This is a genomic window from Streptomyces sp. NPDC058231 (assembly GCF_042882275.1).
Lineage (GTDB): Bacteria > Actinomycetota > Actinomycetes > Streptomycetales > Streptomycetaceae > Streptomyces.
Map to the genome: position 1 here is coordinate 1 of NZ_JBHVWN010000026.1, position 22,563 is coordinate 22,563.

21 protein-coding genes and 1 pseudogene are annotated in these 22,563 nt (G+C 69.8%); 19 read left to right on the forward strand and 3 right to left on the reverse strand.

Annotated elements, in window-relative coordinates; translation table 11 throughout:
* Positions 1 to 287: 287 nt before the first annotated feature.
* Positions 288 to 869, forward strand: coding sequence for a hypothetical protein (locus ACFVXE_RS18995; protein ID WP_389672356.1), 582 nt, complete (start codon positions 288 to 290; stop codon positions 867 to 869).
* 49 nt (positions 870 to 918) lie between these two features.
* Here ACFVXE_RS18995 and ACFVXE_RS19000 read toward each other — a convergent pair whose 3' ends face one another.
* Positions 919 to 1,230 (reverse strand): ferredoxin, encoded by a 312-nt coding sequence (locus tag ACFVXE_RS19000; RefSeq protein ID WP_389672358.1) that lies wholly within the window; start codon positions 1,228 to 1,230, stop codon positions 919 to 921.
* A 240-nt stretch (positions 1,231 to 1,470) separates the two neighbouring features.
* Between ACFVXE_RS19000 and arc the strand changes: the two genes are divergently transcribed.
* The 6 genes and pseudogenes from arc to prcA all read left to right on the forward strand — a co-directional run bounded on the left by arc (position 1,471) and on the right by prcA (position 7,290).
* The gene (gene arc, locus ACFVXE_RS19005) at positions 1,471 to 3,237 is read left to right on the forward strand and encodes a proteasome ATPase (protein ID WP_389672359.1); all 1,767 of its coding nucleotides are present in this window, start codon (positions 1,471 to 1,473) and stop codon (positions 3,235 to 3,237) included.
* Positions 3,238 to 3,473: 236 nt separating this feature from the next.
* Positions 3,474 to 4,985 carry a depupylase/deamidase Dop gene (gene dop / locus ACFVXE_RS19010; RefSeq protein ID WP_389672361.1) on the forward strand — a complete coding sequence of 504 codons (1,512 nt, stop codon included), beginning with the start codon at positions 3,474 to 3,476 and terminating at the stop codon, positions 4,983 to 4,985.
* A gap of 119 nt (positions 4,986 to 5,104) precedes the next feature.
* Positions 5,105 to 5,323: a ubiquitin-like protein Pup gene (locus ACFVXE_RS19015; RefSeq protein WP_030918434.1), complete on the forward strand. Its 219-nt coding sequence runs from the start codon at positions 5,105 to 5,107 to the stop codon at positions 5,321 to 5,323.
* Positions 5,324 to 5,425: 102 nt separating this feature from the next.
* Positions 5,426 to 5,616, forward strand: a pseudogene (locus ACFVXE_RS19020) (endonuclease domain-containing protein); the annotation flags it as partial.
* Complete coding sequence (gene prcB, locus ACFVXE_RS19025) at positions 5,568 to 6,413, forward strand: proteasome subunit beta (RefSeq protein ID WP_389672362.1); 846 nt, start codon at positions 5,568 to 5,570, stop codon at positions 6,411 to 6,413. The pseudogene ACFVXE_RS19020 and the gene prcB, both read left to right, overlap by 49 nt.
* Before the next feature lie 58 nt (positions 6,414 to 6,471).
* Entirely contained in the window at positions 6,472 to 7,290 is an 819-nt protein-coding gene (gene prcA / locus ACFVXE_RS19030) for a proteasome subunit alpha (protein ID WP_389672364.1), read from the forward strand.
* A gap of 54 nt (positions 7,291 to 7,344) precedes the next feature.
* On the opposite strand, the gene ACFVXE_RS19035 is transcribed toward prcA, so the two are convergent.
* Positions 7,345 to 8,379 carry a LacI family DNA-binding transcriptional regulator gene (locus ACFVXE_RS19035; RefSeq protein ID WP_389672366.1) on the reverse strand — a complete coding sequence of 345 codons (1,035 nt, stop codon included), beginning with the start codon at positions 8,377 to 8,379 and terminating at the stop codon, positions 7,345 to 7,347.
* Between the two features lie 140 nt (positions 8,380 to 8,519).
* Here ACFVXE_RS19035 and ACFVXE_RS19040 point away from each other — a divergent pair, with 140 nt between their 5' ends.
* The 12 genes from ACFVXE_RS19040 (at position 8,520) to ACFVXE_RS19095 (ending at position 20,707) form a co-directional block, all read left to right on the forward strand.
* Positions 8,520 to 9,779: an MFS transporter gene (locus ACFVXE_RS19040; protein WP_389672368.1), complete on the forward strand. Its 1,260-nt coding sequence runs from the start codon at positions 8,520 to 8,522 to the stop codon at positions 9,777 to 9,779.
* Between the two features lie 9 nt (positions 9,780 to 9,788).
* Complete coding sequence (pafA, locus tag ACFVXE_RS19045; protein ID WP_389672370.1) at positions 9,789 to 11,150, forward strand: Pup--protein ligase; 1,362 nt, start codon at positions 9,789 to 9,791, stop codon at positions 11,148 to 11,150.
* Between the two features lie 126 nt (positions 11,151 to 11,276).
* Positions 11,277 to 12,221 carry an FKBP-type peptidyl-prolyl cis-trans isomerase gene (locus ACFVXE_RS19050; RefSeq protein WP_389672372.1) on the forward strand — a complete coding sequence of 315 codons (945 nt, stop codon included), beginning with the start codon at positions 11,277 to 11,279 and terminating at the stop codon, positions 12,219 to 12,221.
* A gap of 43 nt (positions 12,222 to 12,264) precedes the next feature.
* On the forward strand, positions 12,265 to 12,636 hold the full coding sequence (locus ACFVXE_RS19055; RefSeq protein WP_277325255.1) for an FKBP-type peptidyl-prolyl cis-trans isomerase: 372 nt from the start codon (positions 12,265 to 12,267) through the stop codon (positions 12,634 to 12,636).
* 193 nt (positions 12,637 to 12,829) lie between these two features.
* Positions 12,830 to 13,783 (forward strand): helix-turn-helix transcriptional regulator, encoded by a 954-nt coding sequence (locus ACFVXE_RS19060; RefSeq protein ID WP_389672374.1) that lies wholly within the window; start codon positions 12,830 to 12,832, stop codon positions 13,781 to 13,783.
* Positions 13,784 to 13,796: 13 nt separating this feature from the next.
* Positions 13,797 to 14,753 carry a helix-turn-helix transcriptional regulator gene (locus ACFVXE_RS19065; protein WP_389672375.1) on the forward strand — a complete coding sequence of 319 codons (957 nt, stop codon included), beginning with the start codon at positions 13,797 to 13,799 and terminating at the stop codon, positions 14,751 to 14,753.
* An 18-nt stretch (positions 14,754 to 14,771) separates the two neighbouring features.
* Positions 14,772 to 15,050 carry a hypothetical protein gene (locus ACFVXE_RS19070; RefSeq protein WP_389672376.1) on the forward strand — a complete coding sequence of 93 codons (279 nt, stop codon included), beginning with the start codon at positions 14,772 to 14,774 and terminating at the stop codon, positions 15,048 to 15,050.
* Positions 15,051 to 15,097: 47 nt separating this feature from the next.
* Entirely contained in the window at positions 15,098 to 15,295 is a 198-nt protein-coding gene (locus ACFVXE_RS19075; protein ID WP_389672378.1) for a hypothetical protein, read from the forward strand.
* 249 nt (positions 15,296 to 15,544) lie between these two features.
* Complete coding sequence (gene tatA, locus ACFVXE_RS19080) at positions 15,545 to 15,835, forward strand: Sec-independent protein translocase subunit TatA (RefSeq protein WP_389672379.1); 291 nt, start codon at positions 15,545 to 15,547, stop codon at positions 15,833 to 15,835.
* Positions 15,836 to 15,897: 62 nt separating this feature from the next.
* Complete coding sequence (gene tatC, locus ACFVXE_RS19085; RefSeq protein ID WP_389672381.1) at positions 15,898 to 16,848, forward strand: twin-arginine translocase subunit TatC; 951 nt, start codon at positions 15,898 to 15,900, stop codon at positions 16,846 to 16,848.
* 17 nt (positions 16,849 to 16,865) lie between these two features.
* Entirely contained in the window at positions 16,866 to 17,756 is an 891-nt protein-coding gene (locus ACFVXE_RS19090; protein ID WP_389672382.1) for a diacylglycerol kinase, read from the forward strand.
* A gap of 119 nt (positions 17,757 to 17,875) precedes the next feature.
* On the forward strand, positions 17,876 to 20,707 hold the full coding sequence (locus ACFVXE_RS19095) for a DEAD/DEAH box helicase (protein WP_389672484.1): 2,832 nt from the start codon (positions 17,876 to 17,878) through the stop codon (positions 20,705 to 20,707).
* A 184-nt stretch (positions 20,708 to 20,891) separates the two neighbouring features.
* Here ACFVXE_RS19095 and atzF read toward each other — a convergent pair whose 3' ends face one another.
* On the reverse strand, positions 20,892 to 22,556 hold the full coding sequence (gene atzF, locus ACFVXE_RS19100; RefSeq protein WP_389672384.1) for an allophanate hydrolase: 1,665 nt from the start codon (positions 22,554 to 22,556) through the stop codon (positions 20,892 to 20,894).
* Positions 22,557 to 22,563: the final 7 nt, after the last annotated feature.

Consider the following 22,563-nt stretch of genomic DNA (forward strand, 5'->3'; position numbering starts at 1 on the left):
CCCGGCAGCCAGGGCGTAACATCCGCCCGGTGCTCCAGCGGCGAACGCGGGTGGCGCCGCGGCCCAGTTCCCCGGACCGACCCGGGAACTGGGCGGCGGCGCCGTTTCGTTGTCCGCCCGGGCGGTCGCCGGCGCGCGGCCGGCGGTACGGATTCCGAATCCGTACCGACCCCACCGTTCCACTGCCCTGTGAGGTGTGGCACGATGCTGGCCACCCCCACGCCACGGCCGATGTCCCCGTTGTCCACGGCGTCGCCGCACCACAGGAACCACAGGAGACATCCCGCGTGCAGACCTCCGAACTCCCGGACCTCGCGCACACCGACACCAGGCCGATGCAGTGGCTCGTCACCGCCACCGCCATGGCCGCCGTCGTCGCGGGGGCCGGTCTGCTCCAGCCCGACGCGGCCACCGCCTCGGCCTCGACCGCCCACCGCGTCACCACGCAGCACGGCACCGCACCCGTGGCCGCCCCCGACCCGGCCGGTGTGAGCTTTCCGCTGGAGTGCGGGTCGGCGGGCAGCACCGTCGCCAAGCAGGTACCCGGCGACCTCGACGGCGACGGCCGGCCGGAGACCGTGGCCGTGGTCCACTGCGCGGCCGGATCCGGTACCCCGCCCAGCGGCGTCTACGTGCTCACACACGGAAGCGGGGCCGCACCCCGGATCGTCGCGACCCTGGTGGACCCCGCCCAGAAGATGAGCGTCGGCGCATTCACGGTGCGTGAGGGGACCATCTCCGCCACGCTCCTCGGCTACTCCTCGCCCGGCATCCCGCGCTGCTGCCCCGACCAGCAGGAAAGCGTGACCTGGCAGTGGCGGAACGGCGCCTTCGTCCGTGCCGCGCGGGGCGACGCGAACAGCGTCTGACCGGTCGCTCCCCGTGCCCGGCGGGCCGCCGGGCGGATCACCGCGTGGGTCAGGCGGCCTCGGGGCCGTAGACCTCGACCCTGTCCGAAACGCGCCGTACATGAATACAGTCGCCCGGGCACTCCTTCGCCGAGTCGACCACGTCCTGAAGCAGCGGCAGCGGCACGGGTGTCGTGGCGCCCTTGTCCTGGAGCAGTTCGTCCTCGCCGCTCTTCACATACGCCAGGCCGTCGATGTCCAGCTCGAAGACCTCGGGCGCGTACTGCACGCAGATGCCGTCCCCCGTGCAGAGGTCCTGGTCGATCCAGACCTCCAGATCCTGCGCGTCGCTGCCGGTCGGAGCGTCCTGCTGCACGGTCATTTCTCCTGCCGTTCCTGCGTATCAGTATCAAAAATAGCCAGCCCTGACGGGTGTTGACCGGTTCGACGATACAACCGGCCGCTTTCCGATGTTGAAGGGTGGGTATTCCCCTGGCGTGAGGGAGAGCGCAAGGGTGAAGATCGGACACACCCCACAGTCTTTGTGATCTAGGGGTTTCAATCATCACCCACCCAGGTAGGGTCAGGAAGCGTCCAGCTCCCCTTGGAGGAGGTGAGGACCGTGGCAGCCCACGACGACGACATCACCCGCGGCATCCGGCCCGGGCGGGGGTCCGATGACCCAGCCGGCCAGGTCGCCTATCTTGAGCAGGAAATCGCCGTCCTGCGACGTAAGCTCGCCGACTCTCCGCGCCATACGAGGATTCTCGAAGAGCGGATCGTCGAGTTGCAGACGAACCTCGCAGGCGTGTCCGCCCAGAACGAGCGGCTCGCCAACACCCTGCGCGAGGCCCGCGACCAGATCGTGGCCCTCAAGGAGGAGGTCGACCGGCTCGCACAGCCGCCGGCCGGCTTCGGAGTCTTCCTGCAGGGCAACGAGGACGGCACCTGCGACATCTTCACCGGGGGCCGCAAGCTCCGGGTGAACGTCAGCCCCAGTGTCGAGCTCGACGACCTCCGGCGCGGCCAGGAGGTCATGCTCAACGAAGCGCTCAACGTGGTCGACGCCATGGAATTCGAGCGGGCCGGGGACATCGTCACCCTCAAGGAGATCCTTGAGGACGGCGAGCGGGCCCTGGTCATCGGGCACACCGACGAGGAACGGGTGGTGCGGCTCGCCGAGCCGCTGTTCGACATCACCATCCGCCCCGGCGACGCCCTCCTGCTCGAACCCAGGTCCGGCTACGTCTACGAAGTGGTGCCCAAGAGCGAGGTCGAGGAACTCGTCCTCGAAGAGGTTCCTGACATCGACTACGACAAGATCGGCGGTCTGGGCGACCAGATCGAACTGATCCGGGACGCGGTCGAGCTCCCCTACCTCCACCCCGATCTCTTCAAGGAGCACGAGCTGCGGCCTCCGAAGGGCATCCTGCTCTACGGTCCGCCCGGCTGCGGCAAGACGCTCATCGCCAAGGCCGTCGCCAACTCCCTGGCGAAGAAGGTCGCGGAAGTCACCGGGCAGCCCACGGGGAAGAGCTACTTCCTCAACATCAAGGGCCCCGAACTCCTCAACAAGTACGTGGGTGAGACCGAGCGGCACATCCGCCTGGTCTTCCAGCGGGCCCGTGAGAAGGCCAGCGAGGGAACCCCCGTCATCGTCTTCTTCGACGAGATGGAATCCCTCTTCCGCACCCGTGGATCGGGCGTCAGCTCGGACGTGGAGAACACCATCGTCCCGCAGCTGCTCGCCGAGATCGACGGTGTGGAGGGCCTGGAGAACGTCATCGTCATCGGCGCCTCCAACCGCGAGGACATGATCGACCCCGCGATCCTGCGGCCCGGCCGTCTCGATGTGAAGATCAAGATCGAGCGTCCGGACGCGGAGGCCGCGAAGGACATCTTCGCGAAGTACCTCACGCCCTCCCTGCCGCTGCACTCGGACGATCTCGCCGAGCACACCGGCTCGAAGGAAGCCGCGGCCCACGCCATGATCCAGTCCGTCGTCGAGCGGATGTACACCGAGTCCGAGGAGAACCGCTTCCTCGAAGTCACGTACGCCAACGGCGACAAGGAAGTCCTGTACTTCAAGGACTTCAACTCCGGCGCGATGATTCAGAACATCGTCGACCGGGCCAAGAAGATGGCCATCAAGGCCTTCCTCGACCAGGGCCAGAAGGGCCTTCGCGTCTCCCATCTCCTCCAGGCGTGTGTGGACGAGTTCAAGGAGAACGAGGACCTTCCCAACACCACCAACCCGGACGACTGGGCCAGGATCTCCGGCAAGAAGGGCGAGCGGATCGTCTTCATCCGCACCCTCGTCACCGGAAAACAGGGCGCGGACACCGGCCGGTCCATCGACACGGTGGCGAACACCGGACAGTACCTGTAGAACTCGGACCGGCTGCGGATGCCCGGCCGGGCATCCGCAGCCGGTTGTTTTCCGGACAGCTCCCGCGACACCGGAGCAATGACGTAATTGATCTCCCCACCAGCGCAGAGGCGCTCTAGGCTCTTCCGTACCGCCCGGTCGCGCAGTGCGGGGGCGGGCACCGCACACGCACCGGACAAGCAGCGGTACTTGAGCGCCGATCCCGGAAGGGAACGCCGCCGGGCAAGGAGGGCCGCATGACCGTACGGCGAGTAATGGGCATCGAGACGGAGTACGGCATCTCCGTGCCCGGACATCCCAACGCCAATGCCATGCTCACCTCGTCCCAGATCGTCAACGCGTACGCGGCGGCGATGCACCGGGCGCGACGCGCCCGCTGGGACTTCGAGGAGGAGAACCCGCTGCGTGACGCGCGAGGCTTCGACCTCGCCCGCGAAACCGCCGACTCCAGCCAGCTCACGGATGAGGACATCGGCCTCGCCAATGTCATCCTCACCAACGGTGCCCGGCTGTACGTGGACCACGCGCACCCCGAGTACAGCTCGCCGGAGATCACCAACCCGCGGGACGCGGTCCTGTGGGACAAGGCCGGCGAACGCATCATGGCCGAGGCCGCCGAACGCGCGGCCCAGCTCCCCGGCGCCCAGCCGATCCACCTCTACAAGAACAACACCGACAACAAGGGCGCCTCCTACGGCACGCACGAGAACTACCTGATGAAGCGGGAGACCCCGTTCTCGGACATCGTGCGCCACCTGACCCCGTTCTTCGTCTCCCGCCAGGTCGTCACCGGCGCCGGCCGCGTCGGAATCGGCCAGGACGGCCACGAGCACGGCTTCCAGATCAGTCAGCGGGCGGACTACTTCGAGGTCGAGGTGGGCCTCGAGACGACCCTCAAGCGCCCCATCATCAACACCCGGGACGAACCCCACTCCGACGCCGAGAAGTACCGCCGCCTGCATGTGATCATCGGCGACGCGAACCTGTCGGAGATCTCCACCTACCTCAAGCTCGGCACCACCGCCCTCATCCTGTCCATGATCGAAGACGGCTTCATCAACGTCGACCTCGCCGTCGACCAGCCGGTGCGCACCCTGCACCAGGTCTCGCACGACCCGAGCCTGCAGCACCTCATCACGCTCCGCAGTGGCCGGACACTCACCGCGGTGCAGCTCCAGATGGAGTACTTCGAGCTCGGCCGCAAGTACGTCGAGGAGCGGTACGGGGCGGACGCCGACGAACAGACCAAGGACATCCTGATCCGCTGGGAGGACACGCTCAACCGGCTGGAGAACGATCCGATGAGCCTCTCCGGCGAGCTCGACTGGATCGCCAAGCGGGAGCTCATGGAGGGTTACCGCCGCCGCGACAACCTGGACTGGGACGCGGCCCGGCTGCACCTGGTGGACCTCCAGTACGCGGACGTGCGGGCCGAGAAGGGCCTGTACAACCGTCTCGCGGCCCGCGGGAAGATGAAGCGCCTCCTGGACGAGAGCGAGGTCGAGGAGGCCCGTGCCAAGCCTCCGGAGGACACCAGGGCGTATTTCCGTGGCCGTTGCCTGGAACAGTACGCGGACGACGTCGCCGCGGCCTCCTGGGACTCGGTCATCTTCGACCTGCCGGGTCACGACTCGTTGCAGCGCGTGCCCACACTGGAACCGCTCCGGGGGACCCGTAACCACGTCAAGGAGCTCCTGGACCGCTGTCGTACGGCGGAAGAGCTGGTCCGGGTGCTCTCGGGCGGCTGAAATGGCCGTGATCCGGGAATCATCGAGATGACCCCGGGCGTATGGACAAGTACCGGGCCGATGTCGGACCTCCTAGGTAGGGTCTGACCAAGTGCTTCGAACCGAGCGGGGTGAGCTATATGGCGACCAAGGACACCGGCGGCGGACAGCAGAAGGCGACACGTTCCACCGAGGAGGTCGAGGAGCAGGCGCAGGAGGCGCAGGCGTCCGAGGACCTCAAGGAGCGGCAGGAGAAGCTGAGCGACGACGTCGACTCGGTTCTGGACGAGATCGACGACGTCCTGGAGGAGAACGCCGAGGACTTCGTCCGTTCCTTCGTTCAAAAGGGTGGACAGTAGTTCACTGATGTGAACGACGGGGGAGAGGTGCGGCGTGCGCGGTACGGGAGAGGCAATCCCGTACCGCGCGCGGGCACAGGTATCACGGCACCGGGCACAGCTGCCCCCGTCATGCATGTGGATCAACGCCACGGGGCGGGTAGGGTCCGTGGCGTAACCGCATCAACTGCAATCCGGCCATCGGCAAGTTGGGGGATGATCCTGACACCTTGCGCAGGGCCATCGCATACCTGGAGGGAAACGCGTGGAAGCCAACACTCGTAGCACCGGGCGTCTACCAGCTGCCTTCCTGACGCCGGGATCCTCTTCGTTCATGGACTTCCTGTCCGACCAGTCGCCCGAGATGCTCCCGGGCAACCGGCACCTGCCGCCCCTGCAGGGGGCCGTCGAGGCGCCGCACGGGACGACGATCGTCGCCGTGACGTTCCCCGGTGGCGTGGTGCTCGCCGGTGACCGTCGGGCCACCATGGGCAACATGATCGCGCAGCGCGACATCGAGAAGGTCTTCCCGGCCGACGAGTACTCGGCGGTGGGCATCGCCGGTACGGCCGGCCTCGCCGTGGAGATGGTCAAGCTCTTCCAGCTGGAGCTCGAGCACTTCGAGAAGGTCGAGGGTGCCCAGCTCTCCCTGGAGGGCAAGGCGAACCGGCTCTCCACGATGATCCGCAGCAACCTGGCCATGGCCATGCAGGGTCTCGCCGTGGTCCCGCTCTTCGCCGGCTACGACGTCGACCGCGAGAAGGGCCGGATCTTCTCGTACGACGTCACCGGCGGCCGCTCCGAGGAGAAGGGCTACGCGGCCACCGGCTCCGGCTCGATCTTCGCCCGCGGGTCGATGAAGAAGCTCTACCGCGAGGACCTGACGGAGCAGCAGGCGCTCACCCTGGTCGTACAGGCGCTGTACGACGCCGCGGACGACGACTCGGCGACCGGCGGCCCGGATGTGGCCCGGCGGATCTACCCGATCGTCACCGTCATCACCGACGAGGGCTTCCGGAGGCTCGCGGAGGCGGAATCCTCCGAGATCGCTCGGGCCATTCTGGAACGCCGGCTGGAACAGCCCGACGGCCCGCGCGCCGCGCTGCTCTGACCCGGTTTCCGGGGCCTCCTCGATGCACTCGTCACTGACAGAAAGGGACGGATAGCCGGTGTCGACGCCGTTCTATGTCTCACCTCAGCAGGCCATGGCCGACCGGGCGGAATACGCCCGGAAGGGCATCGCCCGTGGTCGCAGCCTGGTTGTGCTGCAGTACGCCGACGGCATTGTGTTCGTCGGCGAGAACCCGTCCCGTGCGCTGCACAAGTTCAGCGAGATCTATGACCGGATCGGTTTTGCCGCTGCCGGCAAGTACAACGAGTACGAGAATCTGCGCATCGGCGGAGTCCGATACGCAGATCTCCGCGGATACACCTACGACCGTGACGATGTGACGGCCCGTGGGCTCGCCAACGTCTACGCGCAGACGCTGGGCACCATTTTCTCCAGTGCGGCGGAGAAGCCGTACGAGGTGGAACTGGTGGTCGCCGAGGTCGGCGCCCAGCCCGATGGCGATCAGATCTATCGGCTGCCGCACGACGGATCGATCGTGGACGAGCACGGCTCGGTCGCGGTGGGCGGCAACGCGGAGCAGATCAGCACGTTCCTCGATCAGCGCCACCGTGACGGGATGACGCTGGCGGAGGCGCTCAAGCTGGCCGTGCAGGCGCTGTCCCGCGATCCCAACGGGAGCGAGCGGGAGATCCCCGCGGAGCGGCTGGAGGTGGCGGTCCTGGACCGTACGCGGCCTCAGCAGCGGAAGTTCAAGCGGATCGTCGGCCGGCAGCTGGCTCGGCTGCTGGAGGCCGACGGCGGGTCCACGCCGACGGACGCCCCGTCGGACCTGGAGGACGGCGAGGGGGGCGACGCCCCCACCGATGTCCCGAAGCCGTCGGTGTCCGGCGACTCCCCGGATTCGTCCGAGGAGTAGCCCCACGCTCCGACCCGTGCCCCGGTCCGCCGCTCCCGGCGTGCCGGGGCACCGTCATGAGCGGGGCGGCGGCGGGGGCGCGGAGGAGCCGCGGACGACCAGGTGCACGGGCAGGCTGCCGGGCTCCGCCGGCCGGCCGTCGAGGACGGCCAGCAGAGCGTTCATACCTCGCTCGCCGACCTGTTCGGCGGGGAGCTGCACGGTGGTGAGTTCGGGTTCGACGGCGGTCGCCAGGGCCAGGTCGTCGAAACCGGTGACGGAGACGTCGTCGGGGACCCGCAGACCGAGCCGGCGAGCGGCCTTGCAGGCGCCCGCGGCGAGGATGTCGTCGTCGCAGACGACGGCGGTCGGGCGGGGGCCGGGGGCCGCCAGCGCGTGTTCCGCGGCTTCGCGGCCCGCGCGGACGTCGAGCGCCGCCGGAACGGTGCGCACCTCGGTGCCGGGCACGGCCCGCACGGCGTCCCGCAGGGCCCGGGCGCGGACGGCGAAGGTCCAGGAGTCGATGGCCGACGCCAGGTGCAGGAAGCGGCGGTGGCCGAGGCCGAGCAGATGCTCCGTCACCTGGCGCATGCCGTCGGCGATGTCGAGGTTGACCCGGGCCGCGGCGCCGGGGTCGGCGGGGTCGCTGTCCAGCATGACCAGCGGCAGCCCGGTGCCGCGCAGGGCGTCGAGGGCATCGGCCGCCATGGAGGAGGCGATGACTCCGTCCAGGGCGGCGCGGGCGGAGGCGAAGGGGTCCCTGGCCGGGCCCGTGCCGTCCGGGGAGGGGTAGAGGACCACCCCGAAACCGTGCTCGGCCGCGACGGCGGCGGCGCCGGTGTAGACGCGCGCGAAGAACTCGTTGGTGAGCGCAGGGACGACCAGCAGGGCGGTCCTTGTGCGCCCCAGGCGCAGGCTGCGGGCGGCGAGGTTGGGGCGGTAGCCGAGGTCCTCGGTGGCGGCGCGGACCCGCTCGGCGGTGGCCGCGGAGACCCTGCCGCGCCACTTGTCGCCGAGGACGAGGGAGACGGTGGCCTGCGAGACGCCTGCGGCCCGGGCGACGTCGCGGCTGGTGGGCCTGGCCGGGGCGGGCTGGGATGCGCTGGTCACGGTGCCTCCGGGCGGGGCGGGAGCGGTGCTGGCGGGTGCGACGAGGTGGACTGCGGACTGGCCACATGGTACGTATGAAGCTCGACGTTATACGTAAAACCTCGGGTGTCCGGAAGGCGCCCGGGGGAGAGGGGCGGGACATGGCCGCGGGATATCTGGACATCCTCCGGGCGCGGCACGCCGCCCGGCTGCTGGCCGGCACGCTGGTGGGCCGGCTGCCCAACGGCACGGCGCACATCGCGATCGTCCTGTTCACCCGGGCCGAGGGCGGCAGCTACACGCTCGCCGGGGCGCTCGCGGCGGTGTACGGCCTCGCCACGGCGGTCGGGCAGCCGCTGCTGGGCCGCGCGGTGGACCTGTACGGCCAGCCGCGCGTCCAGCTCCCCGCGTCCGTGCTGTCCGCGCTGGGCATGGCCCTGCTGGCCCTGGCGGGCCTCGGATCGCTACCGCTGGCGTACGGGGCCGTGATCGTGGCGGGGGTCTTCACGCCGCCGCTGGAGGGCGGTCTGCGAGCGCTGTGGCCGACGGTCCTGGGGAGCGAGGACCGGGTGCACCGGGCCTACGCCATGGACGCGGTGGCCCAGGAGGTCATGTTCACCGTGGGGCCGCTGCTGGTGACGGTGCTGGTCGCGCTCCGGTCGCCCGCAGCGGCGCTGCTCGTCATCAACGGGCTCGGGGTGCTGGGCGCCCTCTCCGTGGTGCTGTCGGAGCCCTCCCGCACCTGGCGTTCGGCGCCACGTGAGGCCCACTGGCTCGGCGCGCTGCGTTCGCCGGGGCTGCTGGCCCTGCTCGGTTCGTTCTTCTTCGTCGGGCTGGCGCTGGGGTCGATCACGGTGGCGGGCGTCGCGTACGCCGACGACCACGGCCGGCAGGCGGTGTACGGCTGGCTGATGGCCGCTCTGGGGCTCGGCGCGCTGATCGGCGGATCGGTCTACGGGGCACGGCAGTGGGCCGGGGCACCGGAGCGCCGGCTGCGGGTTCTGGTCGCGCTGCTCGCCGTCGGCTACCTGCCGCTGATGCTGACGCCCGGGGTGGCCGCGATGACCGCACTGGCCGCGCTCGCCGGGGTGTTCCTGGCGCCGGCGATCGCCTGCTCGTTCATCGTGGTGGACCGGCACGCGCCGCGGGGCACGGTGACCGAGGCGTTCTCCTGGCTGGTGACCACGTTCGGAGTGGGCGCGGCGGCGGGAACGGCCGTGGCGGGCCCGGCCGTCGAACGGGGCGGCACGGCGTGGAGCTTCGCCGTGGCGGGGGCCGGCGGGGTGGCCGCGCTGCTGGTTCTGCTGGCCACGGGAAGGGTCCTCGCAGTTCCCGGGCGTACGGCTGTTTCCGCACAGAGTTCGGAAAATGATCGAAACGGTGCTGTCCAACCCGGTTTCAGCTCGGGCCATCAGGCGTAATGTTCAGTCATGGACCGCCGCATTTTCGGGCTGGAGAACGAGTACGGCGTCACGTGCACGTTCAGGGGACAGCGCCGACTGTCTCCTGACGAAGTGGCGCGCTACCTCTTCCGCCGTGTCGTGTCATGGGGCCGCAGCAGCAATGTCTTTCTGCGGAACGGCGCCCGCCTCTACCTCGACGTGGGATCGCATCCGGAATATGCAACCCCCGAGTGCGACAATCTGACCGAGCTGGTCACCCACGACAAGGCCGGCGAGCGCATTCTCGAAGGTCTGCTTGTCGACGCCGAACGCCGCCTGCACGAGGAGGGAATCGCGGGCGACGTCTATCTGTTCAAGAACAACACCGATTCGGCGGGAAACTCCTACGGGTGCCACGAGAACTACCTCGTGGCGCGGCACGGAGAATTCTCCCGGCTCGCGGACATCCTCATTCCCTTCCTCGTCACCAGGCAGCTGCTCTGCGGCGCGGGCAAGGTGCTGCAGACCCCGCGCGGCGCGGTCTACTGCGTCAGCCAGCGTGCCGAGCACATCTGGGAGGGCGTCAGCTCCGCGACGACGCGCTCCCGTCCGATCATCAACACGCGTGACGAGCCGCACGCCGACGCGGAGCGGTACCGCCGCCTCCACGTCATCGTCGGCGACTCCAACATGTCCGAGACGACGATGCTGCTCAAGGTCGGCGCGACGGACCTGGTGCTCCGCATGATCGAGGCCGGCACGGTGATGCGGGACCTGACGCTGGAGAACCCGATCCGGGCGATCCGTGAGGTCAGTCACGACATCACCGGACAGCGCAAGGTCCGCCTCGCCAGCGGCCGCGAGGCCTCCGCCATCGAGGTGCAGCGCGAGTACTACGAGAAGGCCGTGGACTTCGTCGACCGCCGCGGCATCCGCACCGGCACCGTCGCGCAGGTCCTGGAGCTGTGGGGCCGTACGCTCGACGCGATCGAGGCCGAGGACCTCGACCGGATCGGTACCGAGATCGACTGGGTGATGAAGTACAAGCTCATCGAGCGGTACCGGGCCAAGCACAACATGACGATGTCGCATCCGCGGGTCGCCCAGATAGACCTCGCCTACCACGACATCCACCGTCGGCGCGGGCTGTACTACCTGCTGGAGCGGAAGGGGCAGGCCGCCCGTATCTGCAACGACCTGAAGATCTTCGAGGGCAAGTCGGTGCCCCCGCAGACCACCCGGGCGCGGCTGCGCGGTGACTTCATCCGACGGGCCCAGGAACAGCGTCGGGACTTCACCGTCGACTGGGTCCACCTCAAGCTCAACGACCAGGCGCAGCGCACGGTGTTGTGCAAGGACCCGTTCCGTTCGGTGGACGATCGGGTGGAGAAGCTCATCGCGGGTATGTGAGGCGGCGTAGGACGCGCCTCGGCTCCTGTGCGACGCGGGCCCCGTACGTTCCTCGTACGGGGCCCTGTGCACGCCCTAGAGTGTCGGGGACTCAACCAACTGTGCCGTCTGAGATCTGAGGAACCAGTGCGTCGACTTGCCGGCCTTCTCGTTGTCCCCCTGCTGCTGTTGACAGCGGCGTGCGGCGGCAACGACAAGGGATCCGACTCCGCTTCAGCCTCCGCCTCGACGAATGGATTCCCCGCGATCACCGCGGGTGAGAAGTTCGGCGAGAAGCCCACCATTTCCAAGGGAGTGGGCGATCCGCCCAAGGAACTGAAGACGAAGGTCATCAGTGAGGGGGATGGCGCCACGCTGAAGAACGGCGACGCGATCCAGGTCAACTACCTCGGGCAGGCGTGGGACTCCACAAAGCCGTTCGACAACAGTTTCGACCGTAAGCAGCCGTTCGATCTCACCCTCGGCGCCGGCATGGTCATCAAGGGCTGGGACCAGGGGCTCGTCGGGAAGAAGGTCGGCAGCCGTGTCGAGCTGATCATCCCGCCGGACCTCGGTTACGGCGCCCAGGGCCAGGGCGACATCAAGCCGAACGCCACTCTCGTCTTCGTCGTCGACGTCCTGAAGGCGACGCAGATCCCGGCGTCCGCCAAGGGCACCGTCGTCCCCCAGAACGACGCCGACCTGCCGAAGGTGGGCACCAACACCGACGGCAAGGCCCCGAGTGTGAAGATCCCGAAGACCGACCCGCCGACGAAGCTGGTCTCCAACTACGTCCTGGAGTCCAAGGGCGAGGTCATCAAGGCGACCGACAGCGTCGTCGTGAACTACGTGGGCCAGCTGTGGAAGGACGGAAAGACGTTCGACAGCACCTACACCCAGGGCAAGACCCAGACGTTCCCGCTGGCCCAGGTCACCCTCAAGGGCCTGAAGAACGGCCTGGTCGGCAAGAAGATCGGCAGCCGTGTCCTGCTGGTCATCCCGCCGGACCAGGCATTCGGCGACAAGGCGCAGCAGACCATCCCCGCCAAGTCCACGCTGGTCTTCGCGGTGGACCTGCTGGCAAAGATGTAAGACTGTCCCGGTTGCCCAGTTCATCATTTAGAGGAGCAGTTCAGTGAGCATCGAGAAGCCCGAGATCGACTTCCCGGGTGGCGAGCCGCCGGTCGACCTGGAGATCAAGGACATCTGGGAGGGCGACGGCGAGGTCGCCAAGGCCGGCGACATGGTCAAGGTCCACTACGTGGGCGTGGCCTTCTCCACCGGCGAGGAGTTCGACGCTTCCTGGAACCGCGGCACCCCGCTGCAGTTCCAGCTCGGTGTCGGTCAGGTCATCTCCGGCTGGGACCAGGGCGTGCAGGGCATGAAGGTCGGCGGCCGTCGCCAGCTGACCATCCCCGCGCACCTCGCTTACGGTGACCGCGGCGCCGGCGGCCGTATCGCCCCCGGTGAGACGCTGATCTTCGTCTGCGACCTGGTCGCCGTCTGATCCGTCCCCGGACGCATGACGAGGGCCCGTGCCGCAGCGCACGGGCCCTCGTCGCGTAGGTCCTGCGCCCGGGAGGGTGCTGACGACCGTGGCCCGGCTCGTGGCCGAGGTCATCAGCACCCTCCTCGCTTTTGCCCGGACACCCCGGAGCGGTACGGTCGAGGGTCGTAGAGCACGTAGAGAGAGGGCGTCGATGGCGATTGCCAAGGCCGAGCGGCTGATGAACCTGGCGCTGTGCCTGCTGGGGACCCGCCGCCCGCTCAGCAAGCGTGAGCTGCGCGGGTCGATCGAGGCCTATCTGGAGGCGGGCTCCGACGACGCCTTCAACAGGATGTTCGAGCGCGACAAGGACGATCTGCGCGAGCTCGGTCTGGTCATCGAGACCGTGGAGAACCTGGACGGCGACATCGGCTATCTGGCCCGCCGGGACAGCAACCGGCTGCCGCCGATCACGCTGGACGCCGAGGAGGCCGCGGCGCTCGGGCTGGCCGCGAAGGTCTGGCAGCAGGCGCGGCTCGCGGGCGCGGCCAGCGGCGCGCTGCAGAAGCTGAGGGCCGCGGGGATGCCGGAGGCCGAGGACGCGTACGAGGTGCACAGCGCCCTCGAACCCCGTATTCCGGTCCATGAGGCGGCCTTCGAGCCGCTGATGCTGGCCTGCCGCGACCGCCGCCCGGTGACTTTCGACTACCGCAAGGGCAACGCCGCCCGGCCCGAGCAGCGCCAGGTCGAGCCCTGGACGCTGGAGTGCTGGCGCGGGCACTGGTACCTGGCCGGCTGGGACCGGGGCCGCGGTGCCGAGCGGGTGTTCCGCCTCTCCCGGATCACCGGCCGGGTCCGGTCACGGGCCGGGGCGTTCACCGCCGAGGTGCCCGACGTGGTGACCGTCCGGGAGACCGTCGAGAGCTGGGCCGGCGAGACGGCGACCCGGACCGCGCGGATCAGACTGCGTTCGGGTTCCGGATACCCGCTGCGGTCGCGTGCGATACAGGTACGGGAACTCGGCGACGGCTGGGACGAGTTGGAGATCCCGTACGGACACGGCCTGGACGCCTGGCTCGTGGAGTTCGGTCCGGACGTCGTCGTGGAGGAACCCGCGGACCTGCGGGCCGATGTGGTCGACCGGCTGCGTGCCGTGGCCAAGGACTGAGGGGCCCGTACTCATGGCGACGAACGCGATCGACCAGACGCGCCGGATGCTCTCCCTCGTGACGTATCTGCGGGAACGCCCCGGCGCCCATGTGCAGGACGTGGCGCGAGCCTTCGGGATCACCGAGGACGAGCTGATCTCGGACCTCGACGTCCTGCCGATGTGCGGGACGAGCTTCCGCGGCGGCGACCTCCTGGACATCGACACCGACGGCGACCGGATCTGGTGGCACAACCCGGACGACGTGGCGGAGCCGCTGCGGCTCGCGGCGGACGAGGCGACGGCGCTGCTGGTCGCCGCGCGCGCGGTGGCCACGCTGCCGGGGCTGCGGGAGAGTGACCGGCAGGCGCTGCTGCGGGCCACCGCCAAGCTGGAGACGGCGGCCGGCGAGGTCGGCGCGGCCAGCTCCCGGCTCTCGGTCACGTTCGAGTCCGAGGGCGGTGTCTTCGCCGACGTCGACCGGGCCATCTCCGAGCGGCGCCGGCTCTGGCTGCGGTACTACTCACCCGCGCGCGACGAGCTCACCGAACGCGAGGTGGACCCGATCCGGCTGTTCGCCGTGGGGCACACGTACATGGAGGCATGGTGCCGGTCCTCCGAGGACCGGCGTACCTTCCGGCTGGACCGGGTCGCCGAGATCAGGCTGCTGGACGAGCCGTCCGCCCCGCCGGAGCTGGAACTGCGGGACCTGTCCGAAGGGCTGGTGCAGCCGGCGGCCGAGGACCCCGAGGTCGTGATCGAGGTGGGTCCCGGCGGCCGTTGGGTCGCCGAGTACTACCCGCACGACAGCGCGGAGGAACTCGCCGACGGCGGACTGCGGATCACCCTGCGCACCCCCGACCCGGCGTCGCTGCGCAGACTCGCGCTCCGGCTCGGCGGCGAAGGGCGCATCGTCGCCCCGCCGGAGCTGGCGCGGAGTGCGCAGCAGGCGGCGCGGGCAGCGCTTGTCGCCTATGACGGCCAGGCCTGAGTGGACACCCGAGGGGATATGGGCAATATGTCTGTGATGTCGGGTATCTCGACTGTGGTGGTTCCGGAGTCCGTACGCTTCAAGGCCGCCTGCCCGGACTGCCGCGGGCGCTTCGAACTCGCGGCGGGAGCGCTGCGCCTGGCCATCGGCGCCAGCCGCCGCACCACGTTCTACTCGTTCACCTGCCCCGACTGCGGCGCCGCCGTCCGAAAGCCCGCCGGGGAGCGGATAGTGGAGCTGCTCACCGGCGGCGGAGTGCGGACGCTGCGCCTCCACACCACCCTGCAGAACTCCTGACATCCGGCCGACCGGACCCCACGACTAGACACATCGAGGCTCTGCGCATGTTCTGGCCCATGCTCGCCATCGCCCTGGGATTCCTCGGGATCGCCGTCCTCGGGGTGCTGGCCGTCACGGTGTTCGTCGAGGCCCAGCGTCTGGGCCGGCAGGTGACTCGCACCACTCGGCGCATCAACCGCGCGGCCGAGGACCTCGAACGGGCCGCCACCGATCTCGCCGCCACAGGCGAGTCGTTGCGCTGACCGGATCCGCGCCGACCGCCCGCCGGACGGGCCGATCGGGGCGGGTGGGGCCTCCTGTTTCGTGGCTTCGGAGGGTACGCTGCTGGTGACGGCCCTGTGAGCGAGGCGTGGGCCGTAACCACAAGGATGCATGGGTATTGCCCTGCGTTTACTCCTGCGGGATACGATCGCTGACAGTACGAAGATCGGACGTCTGTCCGACGCTCGATCAGCCCCACCCCTGCTGCCTCGGTGAGAAGGTACACGCATATGTTCGGAAGGCTCGGCGCTCCCGAGATCATCCTGATCCTCGTCGTCATTGTTCTGCTGTTCGGCGCGAAGAAGCTTCCTGACATGGCTCGCTCGCTCGGCAAGTCGGCCCGGATCCTCAAGAGCGAGGCCAAGGCCATGAAGTCCGAGGGTGCCCCGACGGCCACCCCCACGGACCCGCCGAACGACGCGGCCAAGGACCAGGCCGCCCCGCGCACCATCCAGGCCGCGCCCGGCGATGTGACGAGTTCGCGCCCGGTCGCGGAGCCGACCGATTCGACCAACCGCTGACAACCGGGCCGACGCAGGCGCCGTGATCGGTGACGGCCTGCTGCACGAGATGAGGACGTGGGTTGCTCAAGTCTGCCCGCAAACAGGAGACGGACCCAGAGGGCCGCATGCCCTTGGTGGAGCACCTGCGTGAGCTGCGCAACCGGCTGGCGAAGGCTCTGCTGGCGATCGTCGTCGTCACGATCGTCGCAGCTTTCTACTACAAGGGGATCATCGAGTTCTTCACCGACCCGGTACTGAAGGCGGTCGGCTGCCAGTCCAGCTTCGCTGAACTCGCCCGCAAGGAGGACGGCACCTGCGCGCGCATCGTGATGAACGGTCTGCTGACGCCGTTCACCCTCGCGCTCAAGGTCTCCCTGATGGCAGGAGTCGTCCTCTCCTCGCCGATCTGGCTCTACCAGTTGTGGGGATTCGTCGCCCCCGGTCTGCACAGGCACGAGAAGAAGTACTCGCTCGGCTTCGTGGGAGCGGGCTTCCCGCTCTTCCTCGCCGGTGGCTTCTTCGCATACAAGACGCTGCCCACGATGGCCAGGGTCCTGCTGGACTTCTCGCCGGCCAACCTGGACAACCAGCTGCCACTTGACGACCTGCTGGATCTCATCACGCGCATGGTGGTGGTCTTCGGGCTCTCCTTCGAGCTGCCGCTGCTGCTCGTCATGCTGAACCTCGGCGGGGTCATCACCGGCAAGCGGATGCTCGGCTGGTGGCGCGGCATGATCATGGGCATCACGCTCTTCGCCGCACTGGCCACGCCCAGTACGGACCCGCTCACCATGCTGGCGCTCGCCGGACCGATCTGGGTCCTGTACTTCGCCGCCACGGCGCTCTCGCTCCTCAACGACCGCCGCAAGGCACTCCGTGCGGCCGAGGGACCGGCCGACGACGAGGCCTCGGAGCTGGATCTCACCCCCGAGGACATCGGTGAGGTCGAACCGGCGTCGGCCGCCAGGTCGCTGCCCGCGCAAGCGGGGCCGGACCGTGACCGGGTGAACGGTTACGACGACATCACCTGATCTTGTAGGGTCCCCGGGTGACCAGCGAGATCACCCTCTTCGTCAATCCCACCGCGGGACGCGGCCGGGGCGCGCACGCCGCGCAGCCGGCCGCTTCCGCGTTCCGGGACGCCGGATACTCCGTGCGTACGGTGCTGGGCGAGGACGCCGACGACGCGCTGCGGCGGGCCCGTGAGGCCGTCGACGGCGGGACCGGCGCGCTGATCGCCGTGGGCGGGGACGGGATGATGTCCCTCGCCCTCCAGGCTGTCGCCGGAACCACGACACCGCTCGGCGTGATCGCCGTCGGCACCGGCAACGACTTCGCCCGCGCCCTCGGCCTGCCCGTACGGGACCCGGCCGCCGCCGGACGGCTCGCAGCCGAGGCGCTCAAGGGCGCCGCGGTCCGCGAGATCGACCTCGGCAGGGTCGGCGACCGGTGGTTCGGTTCGGTGCTCGCCTCCGGTTTCGATTCCCGGGTCAACGACCGGGGCAACCGCATGAGGTGGGTCGGCGGGCGGTTCAAGTACGACCTCGCGCTCCTCGCCGAACTGGCCGCGTTCAGACCGGTCCCGTACCGCGTCAGGCTGGACGGCGGTCCGGTCCAGGAGATCGAGGCGACCCTCGTCGCGGTGGGCAACGGGTCCAGTTACGGCGGCGGCATGCGGATCTGCGCGGACGCCGTCATGGACGACGGGCTCTTCGACGTGACCGTCGTCGGGGACTGCAGCCGCACCACCCTGCTCAAGGTCTTCCCGCGGGTCTACCGGGGAACGCACCTCGGCCACCCCGTCGTCACCGTGCACCGGGTCGCGTCGATCGAGCTGGCCGCGGCCGGTGTCACCGCCTACGCGGACGGTGAACCGCTCGGGGCGCTGCCGCTGACCGCGACCTGCGTGCCGGGCGCGGTCAGGGTTCTCGCACAGTGATGTGGACCGGCCGGCAACGGGAAGGCGGCGTCACGGGGTCCTGCTCCCACCCTCCTGTTGCCGGTCGGTCATAAAGATCGGGCTGACTGTCAGGGGTGGCGGGTAGGCTCGTGAGCAAGATGACAGAGGACCTCTCACCAGCTGAGCGATACCAGGCCTTCCGGATCCGCGCCGCCGAGCAGGCCACTGCGCTCGCGCCCTTCCGCGAGTTGTACGAGTTCGGCCTGGACCCATTCCAGATCGAGGCATGCAAGGCCCTGGAGGCGGGTAAGGGGGTGCTGGTCGCGGCCCCGACCGGGTCGGGCAAGACGATCGTCGGCGAATTCGCCGTCCATCTCGCCCTGCGCCAGGGCCGCAAATGCTTCTACACCACGCCCATCAAGGCTCTCTCCAACCAGAAGTTCACCGATCTGGTCAAACGCTACGGCGCCGACAAGGTCGGCCTGCTGACCGGCGACAACAGTGTCAACGCGGACGCGCCGGTGGTCGTCATGACCACCGAAGTGCTGCGGAACATGCTCTACGCGGGCTCGCAGGCGCTGCGAGGCCTCGGCTACGTGGTGATGGACGAGGTGCACTACCTCTCCGACCGCTTCCGCGGCGCGGTGTGGGAAGAAGTGATCATTCACCTTCCCGATTCGGTGACGCTGGTGTCGCTGTCGGCGACCGTGTCCAACGCCGAGGAATTCGGCGACTGGCTGGACACCGTCCGCGGTGACACCGAAGTGATCGTCTCCGAGCACCGGCCCGTGCCGCTCTGGCAGCACGTGCTGGCCGGCCGCCGGATGTACGACCTCTTCGAGGAGGAGACCGACCACGGCGGCCGCGGCGTGGGCCGCCGTGAGGTCAGCCCCGACCTCGTCCGGCTCGCCCGGATGGAGAACCAGCGCGGGTACAACCCGCGTGACCGCCGCCGCGGAAAGATGGTGCGCGAGGCGGACCGGGAGCGGGAAAGGCGCCAGCGCAGCCGGATCTGGACCCCGTCCCGGCCCGAGGTCATCGACCGGCTGGACGCCGAGGGACTGCTGCCCGCGATCACGTTCATCTTCAGCCGGGCCGGCTGCGAGGCCGCCGTACAGCAGTGTCTGCAGGCCGGACTGCGGCTGAACGACGAGGACAAGCGCCGACTGGTGCGGGAGATCGTCGAGGAGCGGACCGCTTCCATCCCGGCCGAGGACCTGCATGTCCTGGGCTACTACGAATGGCTCGAAGGCCTGGAGCGCGGCATCGCCGCCCACCACGCGGGCATGCTGCCCACCTTCAAGGAGGTCGTCGAGGAGCTCTTCGTACGCGGGCTGGTCAAGGCGGTCTTCGCGACGGAGACCCTCGCCCTCGGGATCAACATGCCCGCGCGGTCGGTGGTGTTGGAGAAGCTCGTCAAGTGGAACGGCGAGCAGCACGCCGACATCACGCCCGGCGAGTACACCCAGCTGACCGGCCGTGCCGGACGGCGCGGGATCGACGTCGAGGGCCACGCGGTGGTGCTGTGGCAGCGCGGCATGGATCCCGGGGCGCTGGCCGGACTCGCCGGCACGCGTACGTATCCGCTGCGGTCCAGTTTCCGGCCCTCGTACAACATGGCCGTCAACCTGGTCCAGCAGTTCGGCCGGCACCGGTCGCGCGAGCTGCTGGAGACCTCGTTCGCCCAGTTCCAGGCGGACCGGTCGGTCGTCGGGATCTCCCGGCAGGTGCAGAAGAACGAGGAGGGCCTGGAGGGTTACCGCGAGGGCATGACCTGCCACCTCGGTGACTTCGAGGAGTACGCGCGGCTGCGCCGCGAGCTCAAGGACCGGGAGACGGAGCTCGCCAAGCACGGCGCCTCGCAGCGGCGGGCCGCCGCGGCGGCGTCCCTGGAGAAGCTGAAGCCCGGAGACGTCATCCACGTGCCGGCCGGCAAGTTCGCCGGGCTGGCCCTGGTGCTGGACCCGGGACTGCCCGCCGGGCGGGTCAACGGGCATCGCGGACTCGAATACAACGACGGGCCGCGGCCGTTGGTGCTGACCTCCGAGCGGCAGGTCAAGCGGCTGGCCGCGATAGATTTCCCCGTTCCGGTCGAGGCACTGGAACGGATGCGCGTGCCGAAGTCGTTCAACCCGCGGTCTCCGCAGTCGAGGCGGGATCTGGCGTCGGCGCTGCGGACCAAGGCCGGCCACATCGTGCCGGAGCGGCACCGCAGGGGGCGGGCGGCGGCCGCCGACGACCAGGAGATCGCCCGCTACCGGGCCGAGTTGCGGGCCCATCCGTGCCACGGATGCAACGAGCGCGAGGACCATGCGCGGTGGGCGGAGCGCTACCACCGGCTGCAGCGGGACACCAAGCAGCTGGAGCGCCGGATCGAGGGGCGGACGAACACGATCGCCCGCACCTTCGACCGGATCGTGGCGCTCCTCACCGAGCTCGACTATCTGCGGGGCAGCGAAGTCACCGAGCACGGACGGCGGTTGGCCCGTCTCTACGGCGAGCTGGACCTGCTGGCGAGCGAGTGCCTGCGGGCAAGGGTGTGGGAGGGGCTGAACCCGGCGGAGCTCGCCGCGTGCGTCTCGGCGCTGGTGTACGAGGCGCGGCAGGCGGACGACGCGGTGGCGCCGAAGCTGCCGTCCGGGCCGGCGAAGGCCGCCATGGGCGAGATGGTCCGCATCTGGGGGCGGCTCGACGCCCTGGAGGAGGACTTCAAGATCAACCAGGCCGAGGGGGTCGGGCAGCGGGAACCCGATCTCGGGTTCGCCTGGGCGGTCTACATGTGGGCATCGGGCCGGACGCTGGACGAGGTGCTGCGCGAGGCGGGGATGCCGGCGGGGGACTTCGTGCGCTGGTGCAAGCAGGTCATCGACGTGCTGGGCCAGATCGCGGCCGCGGCGCCCGGCGACGGGGGGAGTTCGGTGACGCGCAACGCGCGCAAGGCCGTGGACGCGGTGCTGCGCGGAGTCGTGGCCTACAGCTCGGTGGGCTGACGGCCGGACACGGGGGTGGGGGCGAACGCCCCCGCGGCAGGTCGTGCCCTGCCGTCCGCCGCGTTCCGCAGCCGGCTCCCGGCCCGCCCGGCATCGGTTTCTCCGTGCCGGGCGTGCCGGCCGGGCCGGGCGGGCCGGAAGTACGGCCTCCGGAGGGCCGGGTGGGCCGGTGACCGGATGCCGCTCAGCCGCCTGGGCGGCGTGGGCCCGGCCGGGAAAGATATCGGCGCCAGCCGCCGTACTCCGTGATGTCCTCCGCCTCGGCCAGTGCGTAAGGCTCGCAGAGGAAGCCGGGGGCCGTGGTGCCGTCGGCCAGTTCGACCCTTCCCAGAGTCATGGGGGACGGGAGCTCCGAAGCGAGACGGCCGAGCCCCTCCGGAGGCAGCTGCCACACCTCCACCTCGATCGCCGCGCCGCCCTTGTCCACCCGCTCCAGGCCCGGCTTCGGTGGCGCCGTGCGCAGGGCGTGCAGCCGGTAGACGGGCGCTGTGACGGTCGTGTCGACCAGCCGGGCGCCCAGCTCCAGGAGTTGGGGGTTGAGAGGCTGGCCGGTCAGATGGGCGCCGGCGACCGCGACGCGGGCGGGCGGGGTGAGCAGCGCCGAGATGCGGGCCAGGCGTGCGTCCGTGTGGGCCGGGCCGATCAGCATCACACCGAAGGGCAGTCCGCCCACCTCGCCGGCGGGGGCGGCCACCGCGCACAGGTCGAACAGGTTGGTGGAGTTGGTGAACCGGCCCAGCCGCGCATTGGCGCCCAGCGGATCCGCGGCCACCTCCGCGAGCGTGGGATGACCCGGTGCGGTGGGCAGGAGGAGGGCGTCCGCGTCGGCGAGCGCATCCATGGCGGCATCGCGCAGCACCGCCATCCGGTCCCGGTCGGCGAACAGCCGGTGCGCCGGGATGTCCCTGGCCGCCGTGATGATCCGGGCGACCGTCGGGTCCAGGTCCGGCGCGGTGGGGGCACTGTCGATGAACGCGCCGACCGCGGTGTAGCGCTCGGCGACGAATGCTCCTTCGTACAGCATGGCTGCGGCCTCGGTGAACGGGGTCAGGTCGACCGGCTGGAGGCACGCGCCCGCCGTGCGCAGGCGGGCGGCCGCCGCCTCGTACGCCTGCGCCCAGCCGGGGTCCAGCTCACCCAGCTGGTCGGCGGCGGGGACCGCGATCCGCCAGGGGCCCGGCGCCCGGGCGGGCAGGGACCGCGGCGCGGCCGTGGCCATCAGGGCAAGTGCCTGCTCGGCCTCGGGGAGCGTACGGGCGAAGACGGTGACGCAGTCCAGGCTTGCGCAGGCCGGGACCACACCATCGGTCGGAACCAGTCCGCGGGTCGGCTTCAGTCCCACGATCCCGTTGAACGCGGCCGGGATCCGGCCGGATCCCGCGGTGTCCGTGCCGAGCGACAGGTCGGCGATACCGAGGGCGACGGCGACGGCGGAACCGGAGCTGGAACCGCCGCTGACACGGGACGGGTCGTGGGCGTGGCGGACCGCTCCGTACGGCGAGCGGGTGCCGACCAGCCCGGTGGCGAACTGGTCGAGGTTGGTCGTGCCGATCACCAGGGCTCCGGCGGCGCGGAGCCGGGCCACGGCGGGTGCGTCGGCGGCCGGCCGGTAGGCGTACGAGGGGCAGCCCGCCGTGGTGGGCAGGCCGGCCACATCGATGTTGCCCTTGACGGCCAGCAGACGGCCGGCCAGCGGGAGGTGTTCACCCGCGGACACCCGCGCGTCGAGCGCCGCGGCCTCGCTCTCCAGCTCCGGGAGCGGACGCAGGCCGATCCAGATCTCGGGGCGGTCGACGGCTTCGATCCGGGCGTGGGCGGCGCGGACTCGGGTCAGGGCGGACAGGGGCATGCGCGCT

Coding starts and splice junctions, on each gene's coding strand:
- ACFVXE_RS19065 (WP_389672375.1), top strand. CDS start 13,797: ATGGCGACGAACGCGATCGACCAGACGCGCCGGATGCTCTCCCTCGTG.
- pafA (WP_389672370.1), top strand. CDS start 9,789: ATGGACCGCCGCATTTTCGGGCTGGAGAACGAGTACGGCGTCACGTGC.
- ACFVXE_RS19060 (WP_389672374.1), top strand. CDS start 12,830: ATGGCGATTGCCAAGGCCGAGCGGCTGATGAACCTGGCGCTGTGCCTG.
- ACFVXE_RS19095 (WP_389672484.1), top strand. CDS start 17,876: ATGACAGAGGACCTCTCACCAGCTGAGCGATACCAGGCCTTCCGGATC.
- ACFVXE_RS19015 (WP_030918434.1), top strand. CDS start 5,105: ATGGCGACCAAGGACACCGGCGGCGGACAGCAGAAGGCGACACGTTCC.
- ACFVXE_RS19000 (WP_389672358.1), bottom strand. CDS start 1,230: ATGACCGTGCAGCAGGACGCTCCGACCGGCAGCGACGCGCAGGATCTG.
- tatA (WP_389672379.1), top strand. CDS start 15,545: ATGTTCGGAAGGCTCGGCGCTCCCGAGATCATCCTGATCCTCGTCGTC.
- ACFVXE_RS19075 (WP_389672378.1), top strand. CDS start 15,098: ATGTTCTGGCCCATGCTCGCCATCGCCCTGGGATTCCTCGGGATCGCC.
- ACFVXE_RS19040 (WP_389672368.1), top strand. CDS start 8,520: ATGGCCGCGGGATATCTGGACATCCTCCGGGCGCGGCACGCCGCCCGG.
- ACFVXE_RS19070 (WP_389672376.1), top strand. CDS start 14,772: ATGGGCAATATGTCTGTGATGTCGGGTATCTCGACTGTGGTGGTTCCG.
- atzF (WP_389672384.1), bottom strand. CDS start 22,556: ATGCCCCTGTCCGCCCTGACCCGAGTCCGCGCCGCCCACGCCCGGATC.
- dop (WP_389672361.1), top strand. CDS start 3,474: ATGACCGTACGGCGAGTAATGGGCATCGAGACGGAGTACGGCATCTCC.